20 protein-coding genes are annotated in these 20810 nt (G+C 44.1%); 17 read left to right on the top strand and 3 right to left on the bottom strand.

All coding sequences use genetic code 11. The annotated features are described in order from the left end of the window. The first annotated feature begins 7 nt into the window (after nt 1–7). The 3 genes from D8791_RS07790 (at nt 8) to D8791_RS07780 (ending at nt 1873) form a co-directional block, all read left to right on the top strand. A complete protein-coding gene (locus D8791_RS07790; RefSeq protein ID WP_185758434.1) occupies nt 8–403 on the top strand; it encodes a DUF948 domain-containing protein in 396 nt (131 codons plus the stop codon). A gap of 15 nt (nt 404–418) precedes the next feature. Further along, nucleotides 419–850 (top strand): YtxH domain-containing protein, encoded by a 432-nt coding sequence (locus tag D8791_RS07785; RefSeq protein ID WP_125447165.1) that lies wholly within the window; start codon nt 419–421, stop codon nt 848–850. Between the two features lie 180 nt (nt 851–1030). After that, nucleotides 1031–1873 (top strand): C39 family peptidase, encoded by an 843-nt coding sequence (locus tag D8791_RS07780; RefSeq protein ID WP_125447163.1) that lies wholly within the window; start codon nt 1031–1033, stop codon nt 1871–1873. Between the two features lie 49 nt (nt 1874–1922). Here the strand turns inward: D8791_RS07780 and D8791_RS07775 are convergent, their stop codons facing one another. Then, nucleotides 1923–2213 (bottom strand): DUF3270 family protein, encoded by a 291-nt coding sequence (locus D8791_RS07775; protein ID WP_125373715.1) that lies wholly within the window; start codon nt 2211–2213, stop codon nt 1923–1925. 129 nt (nt 2214–2342) lie between these two features. Here D8791_RS07775 and D8791_RS07770 point away from each other — a divergent pair, with 129 nt between their 5' ends. Continuing rightward, nucleotides 2343–3272, top strand: coding sequence for a peptidase U32 family protein (locus D8791_RS07770; RefSeq protein ID WP_125380333.1), 930 nt, complete (start codon nt 2343–2345; stop codon nt 3270–3272). Between the two features lie 130 nt (nt 3273–3402). Here the strand turns inward: D8791_RS07770 and D8791_RS07765 are convergent, their stop codons facing one another. Then, nucleotides 3403–3966: a TetR/AcrR family transcriptional regulator gene (locus tag D8791_RS07765; protein ID WP_125447161.1), complete on the bottom strand. Its 564-nt coding sequence runs from the start codon at nt 3964–3966 to the stop codon at nt 3403–3405. A 141-nt stretch (nt 3967–4107) separates the two neighbouring features. Here D8791_RS07765 and D8791_RS07760 point away from each other — a divergent pair, with 141 nt between their 5' ends. From D8791_RS07760 to D8791_RS07730, 7 genes are all read left to right on the top strand, one after another. Continuing rightward, nucleotides 4108–4809, top strand: a complete 702-nt coding sequence (locus D8791_RS07760) for an ABC transporter ATP-binding protein (protein WP_125447159.1) — start codon at nt 4108–4110, stop codon at nt 4807–4809. Nucleotide 4810: 1 nt separating this feature from the next. After that, entirely contained in the window at nt 4811–7534 is a 2724-nt protein-coding gene (locus D8791_RS07755; RefSeq protein WP_125447157.1) for an FtsX-like permease family protein, read from the top strand. Nucleotides 7535–7632: 98 nt separating this feature from the next. Further along, the gene (locus D8791_RS07750) at nt 7633–8481 is read left to right on the top strand and encodes a metallophosphoesterase family protein (RefSeq protein WP_125447155.1); all 849 of its coding nucleotides are present in this window, start codon (nt 7633–7635) and stop codon (nt 8479–8481) included. Between the two features lie 56 nt (nt 8482–8537). Continuing rightward, complete coding sequence (locus D8791_RS07745; protein ID WP_002931101.1) at nt 8538–8990, top strand: Rrf2 family transcriptional regulator; 453 nt, start codon at nt 8538–8540, stop codon at nt 8988–8990. A gap of 127 nt (nt 8991–9117) precedes the next feature. After that, nucleotides 9118–9747 (top strand): NAD(P)-dependent oxidoreductase, encoded by a 630-nt coding sequence (locus D8791_RS07740; RefSeq protein ID WP_125447153.1) that lies wholly within the window; start codon nt 9118–9120, stop codon nt 9745–9747. Between the two features lie 59 nt (nt 9748–9806). Further along, complete coding sequence (locus tag D8791_RS07735) at nt 9807–10664, top strand: VOC family protein (RefSeq protein WP_125447151.1); 858 nt, start codon at nt 9807–9809, stop codon at nt 10662–10664. 35 nt (nt 10665–10699) lie between these two features. Then, nucleotides 10700–11206 (top strand): methylated-DNA--[protein]-cysteine S-methyltransferase, encoded by a 507-nt coding sequence (locus D8791_RS07730; protein WP_125447149.1) that lies wholly within the window; start codon nt 10700–10702, stop codon nt 11204–11206. Between the two features lie 51 nt (nt 11207–11257). On the opposite strand, the gene D8791_RS07725 is transcribed toward D8791_RS07730, so the two are convergent. Beyond that, entirely contained in the window at nt 11258–12340 is a 1083-nt protein-coding gene (locus tag D8791_RS07725) for a M24 family metallopeptidase (RefSeq protein ID WP_125447147.1), read from the bottom strand. A gap of 258 nt (nt 12341–12598) precedes the next feature. On the opposite strand from D8791_RS07725, the gene yycF reads away from it, so the two are divergent. The 6 genes from yycF to smc all read left to right on the top strand — a co-directional run bounded on the left by yycF (nt 12599) and on the right by smc (nt 20505). Further along, entirely contained in the window at nt 12599–13300 is a 702-nt protein-coding gene (gene yycF, locus D8791_RS07720) for a response regulator YycF (RefSeq protein WP_005589489.1), read from the top strand. Continuing rightward, complete coding sequence (gene vicK, locus D8791_RS07715) at nt 13293–14657, top strand: cell wall metabolism sensor histidine kinase VicK (protein WP_125447145.1); 1365 nt, start codon at nt 13293–13295, stop codon at nt 14655–14657. Before yycF ends, vicK begins: the two co-directional genes overlap by 8 nt. Then, nucleotides 14650–15450, top strand: a complete 801-nt coding sequence (gene walJ, locus D8791_RS07710) for an exodeoxyribonuclease WalJ (protein ID WP_125447143.1) — start codon at nt 14650–14652, stop codon at nt 15448–15450. The genes vicK and walJ overlap by 8 nt, the downstream gene beginning before the upstream one ends. 324 nt (nt 15451–15774) lie before the next feature. Then, nucleotides 15775–16131, top strand: coding sequence for a YbaN family protein (locus D8791_RS07695; RefSeq protein ID WP_125447141.1), 357 nt, complete (start codon nt 15775–15777; stop codon nt 16129–16131). A 148-nt stretch (nt 16132–16279) separates the two neighbouring features. Continuing rightward, nucleotides 16280–16969 (top strand): ribonuclease III, encoded by a 690-nt coding sequence (rnc, locus tag D8791_RS07690; RefSeq protein ID WP_125447139.1) that lies wholly within the window; start codon nt 16280–16282, stop codon nt 16967–16969. After that, on the top strand, nt 16969–20505 hold the full coding sequence (smc, locus tag D8791_RS07685; RefSeq protein WP_125447137.1) for a chromosome segregation protein SMC: 3537 nt from the start codon (nt 16969–16971) through the stop codon (nt 20503–20505). The genes rnc and smc overlap by 1 nt, the downstream gene beginning before the upstream one ends. The last annotated feature ends 305 nt before the right edge of the window (nt 20506–20810 follow it).

Genomic DNA, 20810 nt, shown 5'->3' with positions numbered 1-20810 from the left:
GAATATTATGCTTGAAATTGCTTATACTTTAGTTGCTGTTGCTTTGATTGTCTTTCTAATATACATGACCCTTACCGTCAAAACTCTCGGTGATAAAGCTGCAAAAATGCTGGATGAGACCGAAAATACGATCAAAGTTTTAACTTCTGATGTCAATGTCACCCTGCATCAAACCAATGATTTGATTGCCAAAGTCAATGTGTTGACAGATGATATCAACCACAAAGTAGCAACGATTGATCCACTTTTCAATGCGGTGGCAGACCTATCCGAATCAGTCTCTGATTTAAACGATCAGGCGCGTGTTTTAGGAAAAAAAGCAGTCGCAGCAGGAAGCACGACAGCGAAAACAACAGCAGGTCTAACGGCCCTTCGTTTTGTTGGCAAATTATTTAAAAAATAAGAAAGTAGGTTTATTATGGGAAAAATTTCATCACTTTTATTAGGTGCTGTGTCTGGTGCAGCTGCAGCGTACTTTCTAACTAGCAAAAAAGGCAAAGAAATTACTGAAAAAGTTCAAGACTTTGTTGTCGACTATCGTGAAGATCCAGATAAGACTCATGAAGCAGTTGTCCAATCAGTAAAGGACTTTTCAGATCAGGCTGTCAAAGCCATCAACCAAACCAAGGAAAAGGTTGAAAATGGCGAAATTACAGCAGAAACAGTATTGGAGTCTGTCAAGGATAAGACCAAGTCAGTAGTAGACTATTCGCAGGATAAATTCCAAGAAATAAAAGAAAAGTTTGAAAAAGAAGAGGAAATTCTTGAAGAAGAAATTTCTGATATCGTGGTGGAAGAAGGAGAAAAAGCCCCTTCAGAAGAAATTATCATTGATTTAGAAGATAAGTAAATTCAAACTAGATATACAAGATGAGGCTGGGACAAAAGAGTTCAAGCCTCATTTTTTGTTCGAATTGGAGCTTTGCTGTAGTGGTATAGGAAGCAAAAATTACTACTATTTAGTTTCTCCTCGGCCAACTTGATTTTTGGAAAAGAAAGCGTTATCATATAAATAAAAGGGGGTGTTGGTATGAAAAATTTAAAAGTACTTGCCTTGCTTGGTTTAGGCTGCTGCTTACTCGCTTGTTCTCGGCAGAAAGCTTCAGAGTCCCCTAAGTCTGGAAGCTCTGACTCTTCTTCTAAGGCTTCGAGCACGAGTCAAGCCTACTCGAAAACAGCTAGCAGTAGTCAATCTAGTGCTAATCAATCCAGTCCTAGTCAGAGTTCGACTTCTGCGGAGTCGGAAAGCTCTAGTCAGACCGGTGAAAAGGCCAGAGAAGAGGAGACACAGCCTTCTAGTAAAGAAACGCCTTCTCCAATCCGAAAACGCCTGGAAGTTCCCATGCAGATCCAGCGATCTTGGAATACTTGCGCACCGACCTCTGTCAGTATGATTCTAACTTACAGGGGCGTTCAAGCTAGTCAGGAAGAATTGGCACGAGCGATGGGCACCGATGAGACTTTCGGCACCCATAATGTCAATGCAATCCGTGTCTTAAATCAATATTTATTTGGTTATGCGGAAGTGCCGGCAGGCCAAGCGGGCTACCATCTTGCTACAGTGACTAGTAGCGCCTCGAATTCGGAAGATATGCGTCTTTTTAAAGAGCGCCTGCGCAAGAATATTGATGATGGCTATCCGCTCTACTGTACGATTGATAATGCCTCCATCTACCCAGGGCACAAGGGTGAACACAATGTCGTGGGTACAGGCTATGAATTATCAGCAGACGGCAGTGATGTCCTTGCAGTTTATTACATTGATCCATCCTATACCGTTCAGGATCCAGTCTATGGAGGGCTGAAAAAGGTGACTCCAGAAGAATTATTGGCAGCGATGTGTGCTTGTCAGGAACCAAATTACGCTTGGTAAAGAAACGAAAAAACGAGATCTTTTGATCTCGTTTGATTTAATTCGTGAATTAACGGCGTTTCTTTCTCCGAACAGTGCGATAGCCTTGAATAACCATGAGACTCAGGACTACAGCAAGTGTGAAAGATAGGAAGGTGCTTATCTTTGCAGATAAGAAGATAAAGCTAAAAAAGACTGTCAAAATACAGAATAAAGCGATATTTATAAAGAAAAATAGCTCACGTAATTGTGATGCCGATTCTGCTTGGGGCAGGTATTCTTGATAGGATATTTCCTTAGTTTGCTCTGTCGAATCATGCAGGGGCGCTGATTCAAACTGTTTAAAATCTCTTACAGCCATTGTCTCTCTCCTAGTAGTACCTTATCATTCTATCATGTTTCTATGATTAGATATATTACAAGATAGTTACAAAACGAATAAAATCGAATTAAGAAATCATAAATCCTATTTTTTTGGTATAATAATGATATGAAAAAGATAATCATAACAGCAACAGCTGAAAGTATAGAACAAGTTCAAGCCTTATTGGAAGCAGGAGTAGATCGTATTTATGTCGGTGAGGAAAAATACGGTCTTCGTTTACCGCATAACTTCACTTATGACGAATTAAATCGTATCTCACAAATGGTTCATCAGGCAGGAAAAGAAATGACCGTTGCCGTCAATGCTTTGATGCATCAGGACATGATGGACCAGATCAAGCCTTATTTGGATTTTCTTCAGGAGATTGAAGTGGACTATATCACCGTTGGGGATGCAGGTGTATTCTACGTCTTGCAGCGGGATGGTTATAAGTTGAAAACGATTTATGATGCTTCAACCATGGTTACCAGCAGCCGCCAGATTAATTTTTGGGGCAAGAATGCTGGGGTGTCAGAAGCTGTTTTGGCGCGGGAAATTCCATCGGCAGAACTCTTTAAAATGCCAGAAATTCTTGAGATTCCAGCAGAAGTCTTAGTTTATGGTGCGAGCGTTATCCACCACTCTAAACGTCCGCTTTTGCAAAATTATTATAACTTTACACACATCGATGATGCGAAATCAAGAGAGAGGGATCTCTTTCTTGCGGAACCGAGCGATCCTCAGAGCCATTATTCGATCTTTGAGGACAAGCATGGGACTCACATTTTTGCCAATAATGACTTGGACTTGATGACCAAGTTGACAGAATTGGTTGACCACGGCTTTACTCATTGGAAATTGGAAGGTCTCTATACTCCTGGTCAGAATTTTGTTGAGATTGCTAAGCTCTTTGTTCAGGCAAGAGATCTGATTGAAAAAGGTGAATTTAGCCATGACCAAGCTTTCTTGCTAGATGAGCTGCTTCACAAATTGCATCCGAAGAATCGTTTCCTCGATACAGGATTTTATGATTACGATCCAGACATGGTAAAATAGGACAGGATTTTGTTGCCTTTATCTAAGTGGGCATCACCAAAAAACTATTTGCTCACCAGAAATGTTTTAAGAAAAGGCACAGATTACTCTGTGCCTTTTTGAGTTCTCATCTATAAAAGTGGAGTGCTGGTTATGATTTCCAATAATCATAATTGTAGGTAGCTAGGATCATTTGAGTAATTTCTTCAGGCTCTTCCTGAGCTCCGCCAGCTATCCAAAGAGAAATAATCCCCTCAACACTGGATAGGAAGATTTCCAAGGCGTATTTCTGAGGGATGTGAAAGTTCTCCTCTAAAAAACGCTGGGTAGCAGCTTTTTGCTTGTCGCTCAGAATGATACTGGTTATGAATTCCCGAATAGCTCCGCGAAAGTCAATATAATGGCTTTTAGTCAGGGCATTGATCAGACGTTCATTAGCACGCAGTATATGAAATTTTGCTATCATGAACTGTTTGGAATATTCGCCTTCTTCTTCAAAAAGACTATAACTATAAAGTTGAGAAATGATGTCGTTTTTGAGGCTATCAATCATCTGATACTTATCTTGGTAGTGGAGGTAGAAGGTGCCGCGATTAATCCCTGCCCGTTTGCAGAGCTTGCTGATGGAGATAGTATCAAACCTTTCCTCATATAGTAGCTGAATCAAGGCTTCTTTGATGTCTTCCTTGGTACTAGTTTTCCGTTTCTGGACCATTTTTCTTCCTTTTTACTTAAATCAACACTTTGTTGATTTTTGATTATTGCTTTTTGTCTAAGCTCATTATATAATATCTGTGATTTGGAATCAACACCTTGTTGATTTAAGGAAACAAGCTTTGAAAAGGAGAGAAACGATATGGCTTATATTGAAATGAAACATAGCTTTAAACGTTATCAGGTAGGTGAGGCAGAAATTGTCGCTAATAACGATATTTCTTTTGAGATTGAAAAAGGGGAACTGGTCATTATCCTGGGTGCTTCTGGTGCTGGTAAGTCAACAGTGCTTAATATTCTTGGAGGTATGGATACCAATGATGAGGGAGACATTCTGATAGACGGTCAGAATATTGCTGACTACAATTCCCACCAGCTGACGGACTATCGCCGCAATGATGTGGGCTTCGTCTTTCAGTTTTACAATTTGGTGCCCAATCTGACGGCCAAGGAAAATGTGGAATTAGCTTCTGAAATTGTCAAGGATGCTCAAGATCCAGTGGCCGTTCTAACTGCGGTTGGTATGGAAAATCGCCTCAATAATTTTCCGGCTCAGCTGTCAGGCGGGGAGCAGCAGAGGGTGTCCATTGCTCGGGCTGTGGCCAAAAATCCCAAGATTTTGCTCTGCGATGAGCCGACAGGAGCTTTGGACTACAATACCGGCAAGCAAGTACTGCAAATCTTACAGGACATGTCTCGCAATCAAGGAGCGACGGTGATTATCGTGACCCACAATGCTGCCTTGGCTCCCATTGCTGACCGGGTTATCCGCATGCACGATGCGAGGGTCAAGAGTGTTACAGTCAATGAAGAGCCTCAGGATATAAGTACATTGGAGTATTGATATGAAGAGAAAGATTTATTGGAAAGATATTCTGCGCTCCTTCACTAGCTCTAAAGGACGTTTCCTATCTATTTTAATCCTCATGATGCTGGGCTCTTTAGCTCTCGTGGGGCTCAAGGTCGCTCCACCCAATATGCGCAGAACAGCAACAGATTACTTGAAAGAGCAGCGAACCATGGACTTGGCTGTTATGGCGGACTATGGTTTGGATAAGGCGGATCAGAAAGAGTTGGAAGCGATCAAAGGGGCTGATGTCGAGTTTGGCTATCTGACAGATGTCACCGTAGACGAGGAGGCTCTCCGAGTATTCTCAGATACCAAGGATATTTCAAACTTTCAAGTGACCTCTGGTCGTCTTCCTCAGAATGAGCAAGAAATTGTCCTAGCTAGCTTTTGGTCTAGAAAATATAAACTTGGTCAGGAGATTGATCTGACCGAAAAAGCCGGCAGTCGGTCAGTTCTGAAAAACAAGACTTATAAGATTGTGGGTTTTGTCAACTCAGCAGAGCTCTGGTCTGATAGAAATCTGGGCAATGCGACTAGTGGCAGCGGGGCTTTATCAGCCTATGCTGTAGTCAACCCCAAGGCCTTTGATACAGATGTTTACAGTATTGCCCGCCTGCGCTATCATGATTTAGAAAAGCTGGCTCCCTTCTCTGCAAGTTATCAGGAGCGTTTGGAGGAGCACCAGACTGCTTTGGACAAGAGCCTTGAAGATAATGGAGCGACCCGGTTTAAGCTATTAGAGACGGATGCCAAAAGCACCATTCAGAAGGGTGAAGATAAGATTGGTCAAGCTGAGAGTCAACTGATCCAGGGGAAAAAACAATTAGAGCAAGCTCAGAGTCAGCTAGACCAGCAAAAAAGCCAGCTAGCGGCAGCTCAATCCGCTTCTATCCTCCCTCCTGCACAGCTCAGCCAGAGCCAGCAGCAGATTCAGGAAGCTGAGATCCAGCTCAATCAGAAAAAAGCAGAGCTAGCTCAGGCAGAGAAAGACTTATCAGCTAGCAAGGACAAGCTAGCTGACGCTAAGGCAAACCTTAGTCGTTTGAAAGAGCCAGCCTATCATAGCTATGACCGCAAGTCCCTACCAGGTGGGAATGGCTATTATATGTATAAAAACTCCATGAATAGTATTACGTCGATTGGCAATATCTTCCCGGTGGTGCTCTATTTGGTGGCAGCTATGGTGACCTTTACCACTATGACGCGCTTTGTCGATGAGGAGCGAACAAATGCAGGTGTCTTTAAGGCCCTAGGCTATCATAGCCGAGATATCATTCGCAAGTTTGCTCTTTACGGTTTGGTGGCGGGGAGTCTAGGTACCCTCATAGGAATTCTGTTGGGACATTATTTCTTGTCAGGTGTGATTTCTTCTATTATTACCAGAGGGATGGTGCTCTCTGCCCCTCATGCATATTTTTATATTTCCTATAGTTTACTGGCCCTTGGGCTTTCCCTTCTTTCTAGTGTTCTTCCTGCCTATTTGGTGGCAAGACGAGAGCTGACAGAAGAAGCAGCTCACTTGCTTTTGCCCAAGCCACCGGTCAAAGGCTCCAAGATTTTCTTGGAAAGACTGCCCTTTATCTGGCGACGTCTTAGCTTTACTCAGAAGGTCACAGCACGCAATATCTTTCGCTATAAGCAGCGGATGTTCATGACCATCTTTGGTGTGGCGGGTTCTGTTGCCCTGCTCTTTGCCGGCCTAGGACTCCAATCTTCTATTGGTGGTATTCCAAAACGTCAGTTTGAGGAGATTCTGCGATACGACTTGATTGTCGCTGTCAATCCTGGGGAGAATCAAGCTGAGCAAGACAAGCTGAAAAAGATGCTGTCAGATGGCTCGATTGTTGATTATCAGGAGATCTATAGTGAAACCTTGACAGAGAAATACAAAGGAAGAAAAGAGACCGAATCAGTCACTTTGATGGTTACGGACAAAGAAAATTTTGAACCTTTTATTTCTCTGGAAAGTCCTAACAACCAGAAGAAGCTGACCCTCAAAGATGGTGTGGCCGTTTCGGATAAATTGGCTCGCATAGCTGGAGTTAGCCCTGGTGGTAGTATAGAGCTGGGTGGCAAGCCTGTCAAGCTCGCAGCAGTCAATGAGAATCATTTTGGTCATTTTGCCTTCATGAAGGCAACTGACTACCAGAAGATTTATGGGAATAAGCTCGAAAAAAACGCTTATTTAGTAAGGCTCAAGAACTCTTCTAGCAAAAATATTGTGGACAAGGCCAATGAATTTATGAGCCTCAAGTCTGTCAAGAGTGTTTCTCAAAATGCTAGCATGGTGAAGCAGTTCAATGTTTTAGCTAGTTCTCTTAATAATACGATGATGATTTTAGTGCTGATTTCCATTCTTTTAGCAGTCGTCATTCTCTACAATCTGACCAATATCAATGTGGCTGAGCGGATTCGCGAGCTGTCCACTATCAAGGTTTTGGGCTTCCATAATAAGGAAGTGACACTTTATATCTATCGAGAGACCATTATTCTGTCAGTGATTGGGATGGCAGTTGGGCTTCTAGGCGGTTTCTTCCTGCATCGTTTTTTGATTGAGAAGGTTGCGCCTAGCATTATCAGCTTAACCCCTCAAGTAAGTCCCTCAGTCTATCTGTTTCCTCTAACAGCAGTGACTCTTATTCTGACCTTGCTTGGCTTCTTTGTCAACTACCGCCTCAGAAGGGTGGATATGCTGGAAGCGCTCAAGTCTGTTGATTAATTTTAAAAAAACACTTCAAAACTTTCACTCACTTGATGAGTGGAAGTTTTTTTGAACTTTGATATAATATTCCTTGTAAAGAAAGAGAAAGACACACGATGACACGAAAAATTGCCTTATTATCAGATGTGCATGGGAATAGCACAGCCTTGGAAGCAGTACTGGCGGATGCGGAGAGCCAGCAAGTGACAGACTATTGGTTTTTGGGGGATTTGCTCCTGCCAGGAACCGGTCGCAGAAATATCCTAGATAGGATGGAGCAGCTGCCCATCAGCCTCCAGGTCAGAGGGAATTGGGAGGACAGCCTCTGGCATGCCCTGCACCAAAAGCTAGATTTGAATCGTCCTAGCCATCTCTACCTGACCCGGCTCTGCCATTTTGTCCTAGAGGAAATCCGTCCTGAAGAGATTGACCGTATGCAGGAACTTCCTCTGCAGCTCTTGACAGAAGTAGAAGGCTTGAAGATTGCGGTCAGCCACCATCTGCCTGATAAGAACTGGGGGCGGGAGCTGATTCATATTGGCGAGCAGAGCGATTTCGACCGCCTTTTCGAGGGCAATGACTGCGCTGTTGCTGTTTATGGCCATATTCATCAGCAGTTTCTTCGTTATGGGACTCAGGGCCAGCTGATTATCAATCCCGGCTCTATTGGTCAGCCATTCTTTCTTGATTCAGCTTTGCGTCAGGACTTGCGAGCCCAGTATGCCATTTTAGAGATAGATGAGACGGGTCTGGCTGATGTTGACCTGAGGCGCGTGGCCTATGATGTGGAGCAGGAGCTGAGATTGGCTCGGGAGCTCCACTTGCCTTACTATGAGATTTATCGGGAGAGCTTGGTCAATGGTATCCACCATACCCACAACCACGACCTGCTGCGCGAAATCAGTGAGCGGGAAGGCTATGCAGACGATATTGCAGCTTTCTTAAAGTCCAGTCGTAACTCTTGAAGTTACACCATTTTTGAGATATAATAGTGAGAGAAAATGATGAGGGAGGAGAAAAAATGCAGATTTCTAGCCGTTTTACCATTGCCACTCATATGCTGATTGTATTGGCTTTAGAGGGAAAAAAACAAAAACTGACCAGTGATATTCTTGCTGGCAGTGTTGGCGTCAATCCAGTTATTATTCGCAAGACCCTGTCCCAGCTCAAGAATGCCGGGATGATTACCGTTGCTCGTGGGACTGGAGGAGCAGAGATTGCCAAAGATTTAAAAGATATTAGCCTTTTGGACGTCTATAGCGCGGTTGAGTGTCTGGGCAAGAGCGGCCAGCTCTTTAGCTTTCATGATAAGCCCAATCCAGACTGTCCTATCGGCAAGAACATTCACAATGTCTTAGACGACCGCTTGGCGGCTATTCAGGCAGCCATGGAAGCTGAATTGGCTCAGACCAGCCTTGACGAGGTCGTGGCAGCAACCGAAAAAGAAATTAAAGAACAATCTGTTTCCCAGTGAGCAGATTGTTTTTTGGGGGTGAATAATATTCCGAGATGTAATTATTGATATTACATTAGGATGTGCTATACTAATAGATGTAACAAAAATAATTACAATATAAAATTAATTATCGGAGGATAAGACTATGAAAATCGCAGTAATCGGAGCAAATGGAAAAGCTGGCAGCCTCATCGTGAATGAAGCAGTTGAGCGGGGGCATGATGTAACGGCCATCGTTCGGTCAGCTAATAAAAGTGAGGCCCGGTATGAATTAATTAAAGATTTGTTTGACTTGACTAAGGAAGACTTGCTTGAGTTTGATGCAGTCGTATCAGCTTTTGGAGCTTTTGCACGCGATAACCTGCCTCAGCATACAAGTTCATTGGAACATCTAGCAATGCTTTTGGCAGATACAAAGATTCGATTGTTAGTTGTCGGTGGTGCAGGCAGCCTCTATATGGATCCAGAAATGAGCATCCAGCTGTCAGATATACCAGATTTTCCAGCAGATTACAAGCCTTTGGCTAAAGCTATGGCGGAAGGGCTAGCTCATTTGCGTCAGTTTGATAATGTTCTATGGACCTACATCAGTCCCGCAGCAGATTTTGATGCAGATGGTGCTAAGACGGGCGATTATATCCTAGCTGGCGAGGTCTTTACTGTCAATGAAGCCGGTAAAAGTCGAATTAGCTATGCAGATTATGCTGTGGCTATGCTGGATGAGATTGAAAAGGGCAGCCACATCAAGAAACGTATTTCTGTTTTGGGAAAATAAAAAAGATTGAGCAGGCGGACTGCTGAATCTTCGATTGGATTAAAAGAGAGGAGAAAAACATGACTTTTGAATATGAAAGCAAGATTTATCTAGGAGAGGTGGTACTTTATGTGGCTGACTTAGCAAGACAAAAGGATTTTTATCAGCGTGTTTTAGGGCTGGAACTTTTGAAAGAGCAGGACGGTCAGGTGGCTTTGGGCAGGGACGGACAAGCGCTGGTGAAACTCTTAGCAACCAGTGACCGGCAGTCAGTTAAGTCGGCTTACGGTCTTTATCATCTGGCACTCTTGCTTCCAAGCCGTCAAGCTTTGGCGGATATCCTTAAGCATTTATCAGAAAATAAAGTTCCTATGGTCGGAGGAGCGGACCACGGTTATAGTGAAGCCATTTATCTGGAGGATCCAGAAGGCAATGGCATTGAGCTTTATCGGGACAAACCTCAGGCTGATTGGGATATTCGAGAAGATGGCCGCATTATCGGAGTGACGGAAGCGCTCGCGGCTCAAGAAATCTATGAACTAGGTCAGGAAGTCCAGCCGTTTAGTATTGCTGAAGGAACTCGTATGGGCCATGTCCACCTGTCTGTGAAAAATAGCAGAGCAGCCAGTCATTTTTACCAAAAACTTCTAGGCTTGGAGGACAAATTTTCTGTACCTTCTGCAAGCTGGCTGGCATCAGGTAACTACCATCATCATTTAGCCGTCAATGAATGGGGAGGTTCTCACTTGAATCATCGCCAACCGAAGCAACAGGGACTAGCCTATTTTGAGGCACAAGTAGAAGGAAAAGAAGACTTAGTAGCTATTTATGAAAATGCTCTGGACTTGCAGGCACCAGCCCGATGGATTAGCTCTCAAGAGCTAGAAGTCACAGACCCAGATGGGATTGTGGCAAAAATTTGGACAAGAGTGGTATAATAAGGCATATCAAAAAGCTAAAAGAAAGAAAAAATATGTACAAGACTTATTATGCATCACCGATTGGCCGGATTCTTATCTTGACAGACGCAAATGCCTTGTTGGGACTTTGGCTGGAGAATCAGAAATATTTTGGGGCAGGCTATGATCTGGAGCAAGCGCAACAGGGAGAGACAGAAGTCAGCCGACGCGTCTCTGATTGGTTGGACGCTTATTTTAAGGGAGAAAATCCTGCAACTGATGAAATTCCATTGGCACCCCAAGTTACTGAGTTTAGAAGCAAGGTTCTGACAGTGCTGCAGAAGATTCCCTATGGACAAACGGCTACCTATTCAGATATTCTACGAGAATTACAAGCTGAGTACGGTAAGATTGGCTCTGCTAGAGCAGTCGGTGGTGCCATCGGTCATAATCCCATTTCCCTTCTGATTCCCTGTCATAGGATTGTCGGAAGCGATGGCAAGTTGACCGGCTATGCCGGCGGCCTTGATAAAAAAGCCTTTCTACTGGAGTTGGAGGCTGGGGAGAAGACAACAGGATAAATAAAACTATCGATAAGCTAAAAAAGCACCGAACGGTGCTTTTCTGTTATTCTAATCAAAATACAACAAGTCCTTGCTAGTCTCAGTGAAAAGTTCAAAGCCATTCTTTGTAACATAGCCGCAGTCCTCAATGCGGACACCAACCTTGCCAGGAATGTAAATGCCGGGCTCGACAGAGAAGCACATGCCTTCCTCGATGACCATGTCGTTGCCTTCCATGATAGATGGAAATTCGTGGACATCCATACCGATACCGTGTCCAAGGCGGTGGTTGAAATACTCGCCATAACCAGCTTTTTCGATGACCTCACGAGCTGCGCGGTCTACTTCATGAGCTGTGACGCCTGGTTTGATAAAATCAAGTGCAGCTTGTTGGGCTTCCAATGTCAGATAGTAGATATCTTTTTTGAACTGGTCCGGCTGGCCGACAGCAACGGTCCGTGTCATATCGCTGGCATAGCCATTGACCATGCAGCCAAGGTCAAAGAGAAGAAGGGCATTGTTTTCGATTTTATTGGCTCCGGGAATGCCGTGCGGATTGGCTGCGTTATTGCCTGTCAGAACCATAGTTTCAAAGCTCATTTCGTAGCCTTCTCGCTTGATGGCGAAGTCGATTTGAGCGATGATGTCTGTTTCAGTATTTTCTAGTGAAATATTGTCAAAACCGATATTGACAGCCTTGTCAGCGTATTGGCCAGCTACCAGCATTTTCTGGATTTCATCGGCTGACTTGATCAAGCGCAAGCGGTTGATGTAAGAAGTCAAATTGACAAATTCAGCCCCATCAAAAACGGTACGCAGGCCGTGGTACTTGGTTAAAATCAGATTGTCAAACTCGACCGCTACTTGCTTGAAGGTTTGAGATGGTAGGGAAGCCTTGATCTTTTCCCAAGGGTTTTCAGAATCGACATAGCCCACAACCTGAAAATCTACGGTAGAGGAAGCACGCTCAACCTCCAGTGCTGGTACGAAAAGAAGTGGCTCATGGTCAGTGTAGACGAATAGGAACATCTGGCGTTCATGTGGATCGCTGTAAAAGCCTGTTAGGTAATGAATGGTTACAGGATCAGAGATTACAGCTACATCCTGTTTTTCATTTTCAAGATAAGTGATGATTTGATTGATTTTTGTCATAGTTCAACCTTCTTTCTATGCCTCTATTTTTGCAGAAAAAGTGAAAAAAATCAAGGATTTTAGCGAGGATTCCTCATCCTTGGCTGAAATTTTTGAGAGAAAGATAGGGTGAAATTTTTACAAGAATGTTGGAATATAGTGTGTGAAAATAGTATTTTTTAAGGAAAATTTGATATAATAGTGCTTATGGAGCAGTAGGACAAGTACAAAAACAATAGATGTCTAAGCTTAAAAATTGTATAGATATGAAGGTAAAAAATGAAAAAAATATTAGTTGTAGATGACGAGAAGCCAATCTCGGACATTATAAAGTTTAACATGGCTAAGGAAGGCTATGAAGTATTGACAGCCTTTGATGGTAAGGAAGCTCTAGAAATGTTTGAAGCAGAGCAGCCGGATATCTTGATTCTGGATTTGATGTTGCCAGAAGTGGATGGACTGGATGTTGCTCGGACCATCCGCAAGACCAGCAATGTGCCGATTATTGTACTTTCGGCCAAAGATAGCGAATTTGATAAGGTAATCGGTCTGGAGATCGGTGCCGATGACTATGTGACCAAGCCCTTTTCAAATCGTGAATTACTGGCTCGGGTCAAGGCCTTGTTGCGCCGTTCTGAACTAATCCCAGATAGTCATGTAGACGAGAGCAGTCCAAAGGAACTGTTTATTGGGGATTTGCAGATTCTTCCAGATGCTTTTGTGGTGAAAAAACATGGGAAAGAATTGGAATTAACCCATCGTGAATTTGAACTCTTGCACCATTTGGCTACTCATGTTGGTCAGGTTATGACGCGTGAGCACTTGCTGGAAACCGTCTGGGGCTATGATTACTTTGGAGATGTGCGGACAGTCGATGTGACCATTCGTCGTCTGCGCGAAAAAATCGAAGATACTCCAAGCCGTCCGGAGTATATCCTGACTCGCCGCGGTGTCGGTTATTACATAAGAAATAATGATTGAAACGCTAAAAGAATTTGTTCTTTCTCCTGACTTTGTCTTTTCACTGATCGTTGTCGGTTTTATTATCGTTGTAGCTCTTTTACTTCTGGAAAATCGACGAGATACTCAAAAGCTGGTGCAGTTAAATCAAAAGATCAAGGGATTGATCGCAGGAGATTATTCAGAAGTTTTAGATATGCAGGGCAGTCCTGAAATCACGGACATGACCAATTCCATCAATGATCTTTCTGAAGTGATTCGCCTGACGCATGAAAATTTGGAGCAAGAGACCAAGCGTCTATCCAGCATCTTGTCTTATATGACGGATGGTGTGCTTGCGACCAATCGTCGAGGGCAGATTATTACCATCAATGACATGGCAACCAAGCAATTGGGTGTCAAACGTGATGATGTGCTTAATACTAGTATTTTGGATTTGCTGGATATTGCTGATGAGTACGATTTGCGCGAATTGATTACCAATGTTCCAGAATTGACCATTGATTCTCAAGACGAAAACGGCGAATACGTAAGCCTGCGGGTTCGGTTTGCCTTGATTAGACGGGAGTCAGGTTTTATATCTGGTCTGGTAGCAGTGTTGCATGATACGACGGAGCAGGACAAGGAAGAGCGGGAGCGCCGACTTTTCGTTTCCAATGTTAGCCATGAATTGCGGACGCCTCTGACCAGTGTAAAATCTTATCTGGAAGCCTTGGATGATGGAGCCCTGTCAGAGCCTGTTGCACCAGACTTTGTCAAGGTCTCGCTGACCGAGACCAATCGGATGATGCGGATGGTGACGGACTTGCTCAGCCTGTCGCGGATTGATAATGATACCAGCCATCTGGATGTCGAGCTGACTAATTTTACAGCCTTTATCACCTATATCCTCAACCGTTTTGATAAGATAAAAAATCAGGATGAGACCAAAAAATATGAGATTATCAGGGATTATTCAATTACGCCGATTTGGGTAGAGATTGATACGGATAAGATGACTCAGGTTATTGATAATATCATGAACAATGCCATCAAGTATTCACCTGATGGTGGGACGATTACGGTTTCTGTGAGGACAACAGATGTTCAGCTGATTCTCTCGATTTCCGATGAAGGTCTGGGTATTCCCAAACAGGACCTGCCAAAGATTTTTGATCGTTTCTATCGGGTGGATAAGGCCCGCAGTCGAGCCCAGGGAGGAACGGGCTTGGGTCTGGCTATCGCTAAAGAAATTATCAAGCAGCATCATGGCTTTATCTGGGCCAAGAGTGAATATGGCAAAGGCTCTACCTTTACCATTGTTCTTCCATATGATAACGATGCTGTCCGTGTAGATGACTGGGAAAATGAAGAGAATGTAGAAAGTGAACATGACTAAGGGATTTCAATATAGTATTCTAGCATCAGGCTCAAGTGGCAATTGCTTTTATCTGGAAACAGACCAAAAACGCCTACTTGTCGATGCTGGTCTATCAGGGAAAAAAATTACGAGCCTTTTGAGTGAAATTGACCGCAAACCAGAGGACTTAGATGCTATTTTGGTCACCCATGAGCACAAGGATCACATCCATGGTGTAGGGGTTTTGGCGCGTAAGTACAATCTAGATATTTATGCCAACGAAGCAACCTGGCGAGCGATGGAAAATGACTTGGGCAAGCTGGATGCCAGTCAGAAGCATATCTTTGAAATGGGTAAGATGAAGACCTTCGGTGACCTCGATATCGAAAGTTTTGGAGTGAGCCACGATGCAGCTGCTCCCCAGTTTTATCGCTTTATGAAGGATGGAAAGAGCTTTGTCATGCTGACGGATACGGGCTATGTCAGTGACCGCATGGCAGGAGTGATTGAGAATGCAGATGCTTATTTGATTGAGAGTAATCATGATATCGAGATTCTCCGAAGCGGTGCTTATCCGTGGAGTCTGAAGCAGCGCATCTTGTCTGACTTGGGGCATTTATCCAACGAAGACGGTGCGGAAACTATGATTCGTACCCTTGGCAATCGTACTAAGCGCATCTATCTGGGGCATCTGAGCAAGGAAAATAATATCAAGGAGCTGGCTCATATGACCATGGTCAACCAACTGGCTCAAGCTGACTTGCCAGTGGGTCATGATTTCCAAGTCTTTGATACTTCTCCTGATACTGCAACGCCTTTGGTAACTATCTAATCGTCAGTCGCTCAGAAAGAGGCTGGGACAAAAGTCCTAGCCTCTCAATTGTCTTTGGATTGTCGAGCAGGACGCAGTGGTTGAGTGAGCTCTATTACGCTGATTTCATCAGCTTTTACAGCCCTACTCAACTGTGCGGAGGTGGGACGACGAAATCGAATTCTAACGAATTACCGATTTCTGTCCCACTCTCTTTTTAGGATTGACAAGGATTGCTTTTTATGGGAAACTAGTTCTATGTTTTTTAGCCTGTTTTTTATACTAGAAAGGACGAAAAAGAACGAAAATGACGAACGACTATGAAAATGTATGTGAGGGAACTAAATGCGCCTGATTTATTTTGTGATTGCCTGCCTATCTTTGGCCTTAGGAGTGATAGGAATGTTTTTGCCTATCTTGCCGACGGCCCCATTTTTGCTTTTGTCTATAGCTTGCTTTTCACGTAGCTCCAAGCGGATTGAGAATTGGCTTTATCACACCAAAATGTATCAAATCTATGTCGCAGATTTTCGGGAGACTGGCTCGATTGCAAAAGAGCGCAAGAAAAAGATTATCGTATCCATCTATATCTTGATGGGAATTTCTATTGCGTTAGCTCCAATAATTTGGGTGAAAATTTTCTTGTTCGCCCTGACAATCTTTATTACTTATTACCTTTTCAAGGTCATCCCAGATAAGTAATAGGCTGGGAATTAGGCTAAGAAGACAAGTAAACAAGTGCGTTGGCACTTGTTTTTTGGTATAATGGTAGATAGTTCACAAAGAACATCATTTTAGAAAGGATGGATTGGACTCATGCTCTGCCTTGGCCTAGCATGAAAAAGAAACTATGGAACAATTAAAAGATTCACTGCTGGAGCAGTTTGGACTGGTGTTTGAAGACAGTAGTCTGCTAGAGACCGCTTTTACTCACACCAGCTATGCCAATGAGCACCGCCTCTTAAAAATTTCACACAATGAACGCCTGGAATTTTTAGGAGACGCTGTTCTGCAGCTGATTATTTCTGAGTATTTATATAAAAAATACCCCAAAAAACCAGAAGGAGACTTGTCAAAACTACGCTCCATGATTGTTCGGGAGGAGAGTTTGGCTGGCTTTGCGCGGGACTGTCAGTTTGATCAGTTTATCAAGCTAGGTCGCGGTGAGGAAAAGTCAGGAGGTCGTAATCGCGATACCATTCTGGGTGACTTATTTGAGGCCTTTTTGGGTGCCCTTCTTTTGGATAAGGATGTGGAGACTGTCAAGGACTTTATTTATCAAGTCATGATTCCCAAGGTGGAAGCGGGAGACTTTGAGCAGGTGACTGACTATAAGACCAAGTTGCAGGAACTTCTGCAGGTTAATGGCGATGTGGAGATTATCTATCAGGTTACAGATGAGACGGGGCCAGCTCATGCTAAGAACTTTGCTGTGGCTGTGTTGATCAATGGTCAAAAAGCGGGTCAGGGACAAGGCCGTTCTAAGAAACTGGCTGAGCAGGAAGCTGCCAAGGATGCATTTGAAAAGGAAAGTCACTAATGTTTTTAAAGGAAATTGAAATTCAGGGCTTCAAGTCATTTGCAGATAAGACAAAGGTGGTTTTTGACCAAGGGGTGACTGCAGTTGTTGGTCCCAATGGCTCAGGCAAGTCCAATATTACAGAGAGCCTGCGCTGGGCTCTGGGTGAGTCGAGCGTCAAGAGTCTGCGGGGCGGCAAGATGCCCGATGTCATCTTTGCAGGGACGGAGAACCGCAAGCCCCTTAACTATGCTTCGGTCATTGTGGTTTTGGATAATCAGGACCAGTTTATCAAGCAAGCAGGCAAGGAAATCCGCGTCGAGCGCCATATCTATCGCAGTGGTGATAGCGAGTACAAGATTGATGGTAAAAAGGTCCGTCTCCGCGATGTTCATGACCTTTTCATGGATACAGGGCTAGGACGGGATTCTTTCTCCATCATTTCCCAAGGGAAGGTAGAGGAAATCTTTAACAGCAAACCGGAGGAGCGTCGGGCTATCTTTGAAGAAGCTGCCGGAGTGCTCAAATACAAGACCCGCCGCAAGGAAACAGAGAGCAAGCTAGCGCAGACTCAAGACAATCTGGATCGCTTGGAAGACATTATCTACGAGCTGGATAGTCAAGTCAAGCCACTGGAAAAGCAGGCTGAGACAGCCAAGCGCTTTTTAGAACTGGATCAAGAGCGTCAGGAACTTTATCTAGATGTCTTGGTGGCTCAAATTAAGGCGAATAAAAGTGATTTGACGGCGGCAGAGGCTGATCTGGAGAGTATCAAGCAGGAGCTAGCAGCTTATTATACGAAACGGGACGAATTGGAGCGTGAAAACCAAGAGATTAAGGTCAAACGCCAGGAAGTGAATCAAAAACTGTCTGATGATCAGGCCAGTCTTTTGGAGCTGACGCGTTTGATCAGTGATTTGGAACGCCAGATAGACCTAGCTAAGTTGGAATCTAGTCAGGCGGCCAGCAGCCGTTTAGAAAATGAAGAACGTTTGGCTGGGTTGAGAGAAAAGAGCCAGCAGCTGACAGCTGATATTTCCTCCAAGGAAGCTCATCTAGCTGATTTAGCAGTCCAGTTGACAGAAAATCAAGAGGCCATGAGCCAGTTGGAAGCAGAGTTGGCGGACTTTTCAGATGACCCAGACCAGTTGATTGAAAATCTGCGGGATCGTTACGTCAAGCTCATGCAAGAAGAAGCGGATTTGTCCAACGACTTGACCTCGCTAGAAAATCGTCTGGAGAATGAGCGGAGTCAAGCAGCCAGCAAACAGGCAGAGTTTAGCAAACTGCAGGCTGATTTAAAAGCTGGTCGGGCAGAAGAAGCGGCTCGACAGGCGGAATTAGAAGAAGCTCAGACTGCCCTCAGAGCCTTGCTAGATCAGTATCAGGAGCAGCAGGGGCAGGTCGAGAAGTTGGCGACTGCTTATCAAAATGAGCAAACCAGCATGTTTGCCCTGCTGGATGATTTGAAAAATAAAAAAGCCCGTGCAGCCAGTTTAGAAGCTATCCTTAAAAATCACAGTAATTTTTATGCAGGAGTGAAAAGCGTCCTGCAGGAGGCTGATCGTCTGGGTGGTATTGTCGGGGCAGTCAGCGAGAAATTAAGCTTCGATTCTCAGTACCAGACTGCTTTAGAAATTGCGCTGGGGGCAAGCAGCCAGCATATCATCGTTGAGGACGAGGGAGCAGCGACCAGAGCCATCGATTTTCTCAAGAAAAATCGGGCTGGTCGGGCTACTTTCCTGCCTCTGACGACCATCAAGGCTCGTCAACTTCCTGAGCAAAATCAATCTCGAATTGAGGCTAGTCCTGGCTTCCTAGGTTTGGCTTCAGAGCTGGTGACCTATGAGGCAGGTTTGGAGAATATTTTCCAAAATCTGCTGGGAACAATCGCTATCTTCGATACCATTGAACATGCGCGTGCAGCTGCCCGTCAGGTTCGTTACCAAGTTAGAATCGTAACGCTGGACGGTACGGAACTGCGCACAGGCGGTTCTTATGCCGGAGGAGCTAATCGCAATAATAACACAATCTTTATCAAGCCTGAACTGGACAGCCTGCTCGCAGAAATGGAGCAGCAGTCTCAGAAGCTGAAAGTTCAGGAGCAGCAAGTCGAAAGTTTGCAGTCTCAGCTATCAGAGGCCAAACAAGCCTTGGAAGCCATCAAGTCTGAGGGTGAGCAAGCTCGCTTGACGGAGCAAAGAGTCAAGCTAGCCCACGAACAGATTGCAGAGCGGGTTGCGGAACTCAGTCAGCTGGAGCAACTGCAGGAACAAGATTTGGCTAGCCAGACTGAAACAGCAGGCCTGGCTGAAAAGAAAAAAATGGAAGAGCGGCTGTCGGCTATCGAGGCTGCAAAAACAGCCATTACTGCTGAAATCGAGCAAGTCAAGTCGAATAAAAACGCTGTTCAAGATCGTTTCGATCAGCTATCGGCTAACTTGTCTGAACTGAAATTGAAGAGCACAGAGCTGACTTCTAGCCAGCGCTTTGAGAAGAATGATTTGTCACGTTTGCTAGAGGAGAAGGCTGCCTTGGACAAGGAAGTTGTTACTTTGCAGCTTCTAATAGAGCAAAAGGATGAAGCAGTCAGCCAGAAGGTAGATATTTCTGTCTTGGAAGAGCAGCTTAAGACTGCCCAAGAGAAAAAGACAGACTTGGATCAGAACCTCATCCGACTCAAATTTGAGCTGGACGACTTAGAGGGGCAGTCTGAGGATATTCTAGGGCATTTAGACCAAGCCCGTCAGCAAAATGAGAGTCTGATTCGCCGTCAGGCCAAGGCAGAGGCTGAGAAAGAGAAATTTTCAGATGTCTTGCGTCGTCTGCTGACCAATCTGACGGATAATTACCAGATCAGCTTTGAAGAGGCTGATCAAAGAGCGCGTTCTTTGGAAAATCTTGTAGCTGCAGAAGCTCAAGTCAAAGACTTAGAAAAGGCTATTCGTGCTTTGGGACCAGTCAATCTGGAAGCAGTAGAGCAGTTTGAAGAAGTTAGCAGCCGCCTGAATTTCCTCAATAGTCAGCGGGACGATGTCCTCTCAGCTAAAAATCTCCTCTTGGAAACCATTGAAGAGATGAATGACGAAGTCAAGGAACGTTTCCAAACAACCTTTGAAGCCATTCGTGAAAGTTTCAAGCTGACCTTTAGCCAGATGTTTGGCGGCGGTTCAGCTGATCTCATCTTGACAGAAGGCGACCTGCTGACAGCTGGAGTAGAGATTTCAGTTCAGCCTCCAGGCAAGAAAATCCAATCCCTCAATCTCATGAGTGGTGGAGAAAAAGCCCTGTCAGCCTTGGCCCTTCTCTTTTCCATAATCCGCGTCAAGACCATTCCTTTTGTCATCTTGGATGAAGTTGAGGCGGCTCTGGATGAGGCCAATGTTAAGCGCTTTGGAGATTATCTCAACCGCTTTGACAAAGAAAGCCAGTTTATCGTTGTGACCCACCGCAAGGGAACCATGTCTGCGGCAGATTCCATCTATGGAGTGACCATGCAGGAGTCAGGAGTTTCCAAGATTGTGTCGGTCAAGTTAAAAGATTTAGAAAGTTTATAGTATGAGCATAAAATTAGTAGCAACAGAAATCGGAATAAGGTAATTGATACAATAGAATACTAAGAAAGCCTTTGAATAAGTTGTTTCAAGGCTTTTTACTGTCTATAGATAGAAGGAAATGGGTATCAGAAATACTTTGATTCTATGGAGACACCCTTGATTTGTTAAACGTTAAATTGCATGTTTCGAAAGTCAATCATCTTGAGGCAGTATAACTGCATAATAACATTTCTTTCGTCAATAGAAAGTAGGAGTTATAGTAAATTGTGAGAATTCTTGGTATAATGAGGATAATAAATAAAAAA

Origin of the sequence: Streptococcus cristatus (assembly GCF_003943515.1) — a bacterium.
Classification (GTDB): Bacteria; Bacillota; Bacilli; order Lactobacillales; family Streptococcaceae; genus Streptococcus; species Streptococcus cristatus_D.
This window is presented reverse-complemented; position numbering and strand designations above follow the sequence as displayed.

Coding starts and splice junctions, on each gene's coding strand:
- D8791_RS07765 (WP_125447161.1), bottom strand. CDS start 3,966: ATGGTCCAGAAACGGAAAACTAGTACCAAGGAAGACATCAAAGAAGCC.
- rnc (WP_125447139.1), top strand. CDS start 16,280: ATGGAACAATTAAAAGATTCACTGCTGGAGCAGTTTGGACTGGTGTTT.
- D8791_RS07790 (WP_185758434.1), top strand. CDS start 8: ATGCTTGAAATTGCTTATACTTTAGTTGCTGTTGCTTTGATTGTCTTT.
- D8791_RS07735 (WP_125447151.1), top strand. CDS start 9,807: ATGACTTTTGAATATGAAAGCAAGATTTATCTAGGAGAGGTGGTACTT.
- D8791_RS07750 (WP_125447155.1), top strand. CDS start 7,633: ATGACACGAAAAATTGCCTTATTATCAGATGTGCATGGGAATAGCACA.
- D8791_RS07745 (WP_002931101.1), top strand. CDS start 8,538: ATGCAGATTTCTAGCCGTTTTACCATTGCCACTCATATGCTGATTGTA.
- D8791_RS07740 (WP_125447153.1), top strand. CDS start 9,118: ATGAAAATCGCAGTAATCGGAGCAAATGGAAAAGCTGGCAGCCTCATC.
- walJ (WP_125447143.1), top strand. CDS start 14,650: ATGACTAAGGGATTTCAATATAGTATTCTAGCATCAGGCTCAAGTGGC.
- D8791_RS07775 (WP_125373715.1), bottom strand. CDS start 2,213: ATGGCTGTAAGAGATTTTAAACAGTTTGAATCAGCGCCCCTGCATGAT.
- smc (WP_125447137.1), top strand. CDS start 16,969: ATGTTTTTAAAGGAAATTGAAATTCAGGGCTTCAAGTCATTTGCAGAT.
- D8791_RS07755 (WP_125447157.1), top strand. CDS start 4,811: ATGAAGAGAAAGATTTATTGGAAAGATATTCTGCGCTCCTTCACTAGC.
- D8791_RS07785 (WP_125447165.1), top strand. CDS start 419: ATGGGAAAAATTTCATCACTTTTATTAGGTGCTGTGTCTGGTGCAGCT.
- D8791_RS07725 (WP_125447147.1), bottom strand. CDS start 12,340: ATGACAAAAATCAATCAAATCATCACTTATCTTGAAAATGAAAAACAG.
- D8791_RS07780 (WP_125447163.1), top strand. CDS start 1,031: ATGAAAAATTTAAAAGTACTTGCCTTGCTTGGTTTAGGCTGCTGCTTA.
- D8791_RS07730 (WP_125447149.1), top strand. CDS start 10,700: ATGTACAAGACTTATTATGCATCACCGATTGGCCGGATTCTTATCTTG.
- D8791_RS07695 (WP_125447141.1), top strand. CDS start 15,775: ATGCGCCTGATTTATTTTGTGATTGCCTGCCTATCTTTGGCCTTAGGA.
- D8791_RS07760 (WP_125447159.1), top strand. CDS start 4,108: ATGGCTTATATTGAAATGAAACATAGCTTTAAACGTTATCAGGTAGGT.
- yycF (WP_005589489.1), top strand. CDS start 12,599: ATGAAAAAAATATTAGTTGTAGATGACGAGAAGCCAATCTCGGACATT.
- vicK (WP_125447145.1), top strand. CDS start 13,293: ATGATTGAAACGCTAAAAGAATTTGTTCTTTCTCCTGACTTTGTCTTT.
- D8791_RS07770 (WP_125380333.1), top strand. CDS start 2,343: ATGAAAAAGATAATCATAACAGCAACAGCTGAAAGTATAGAACAAGTT.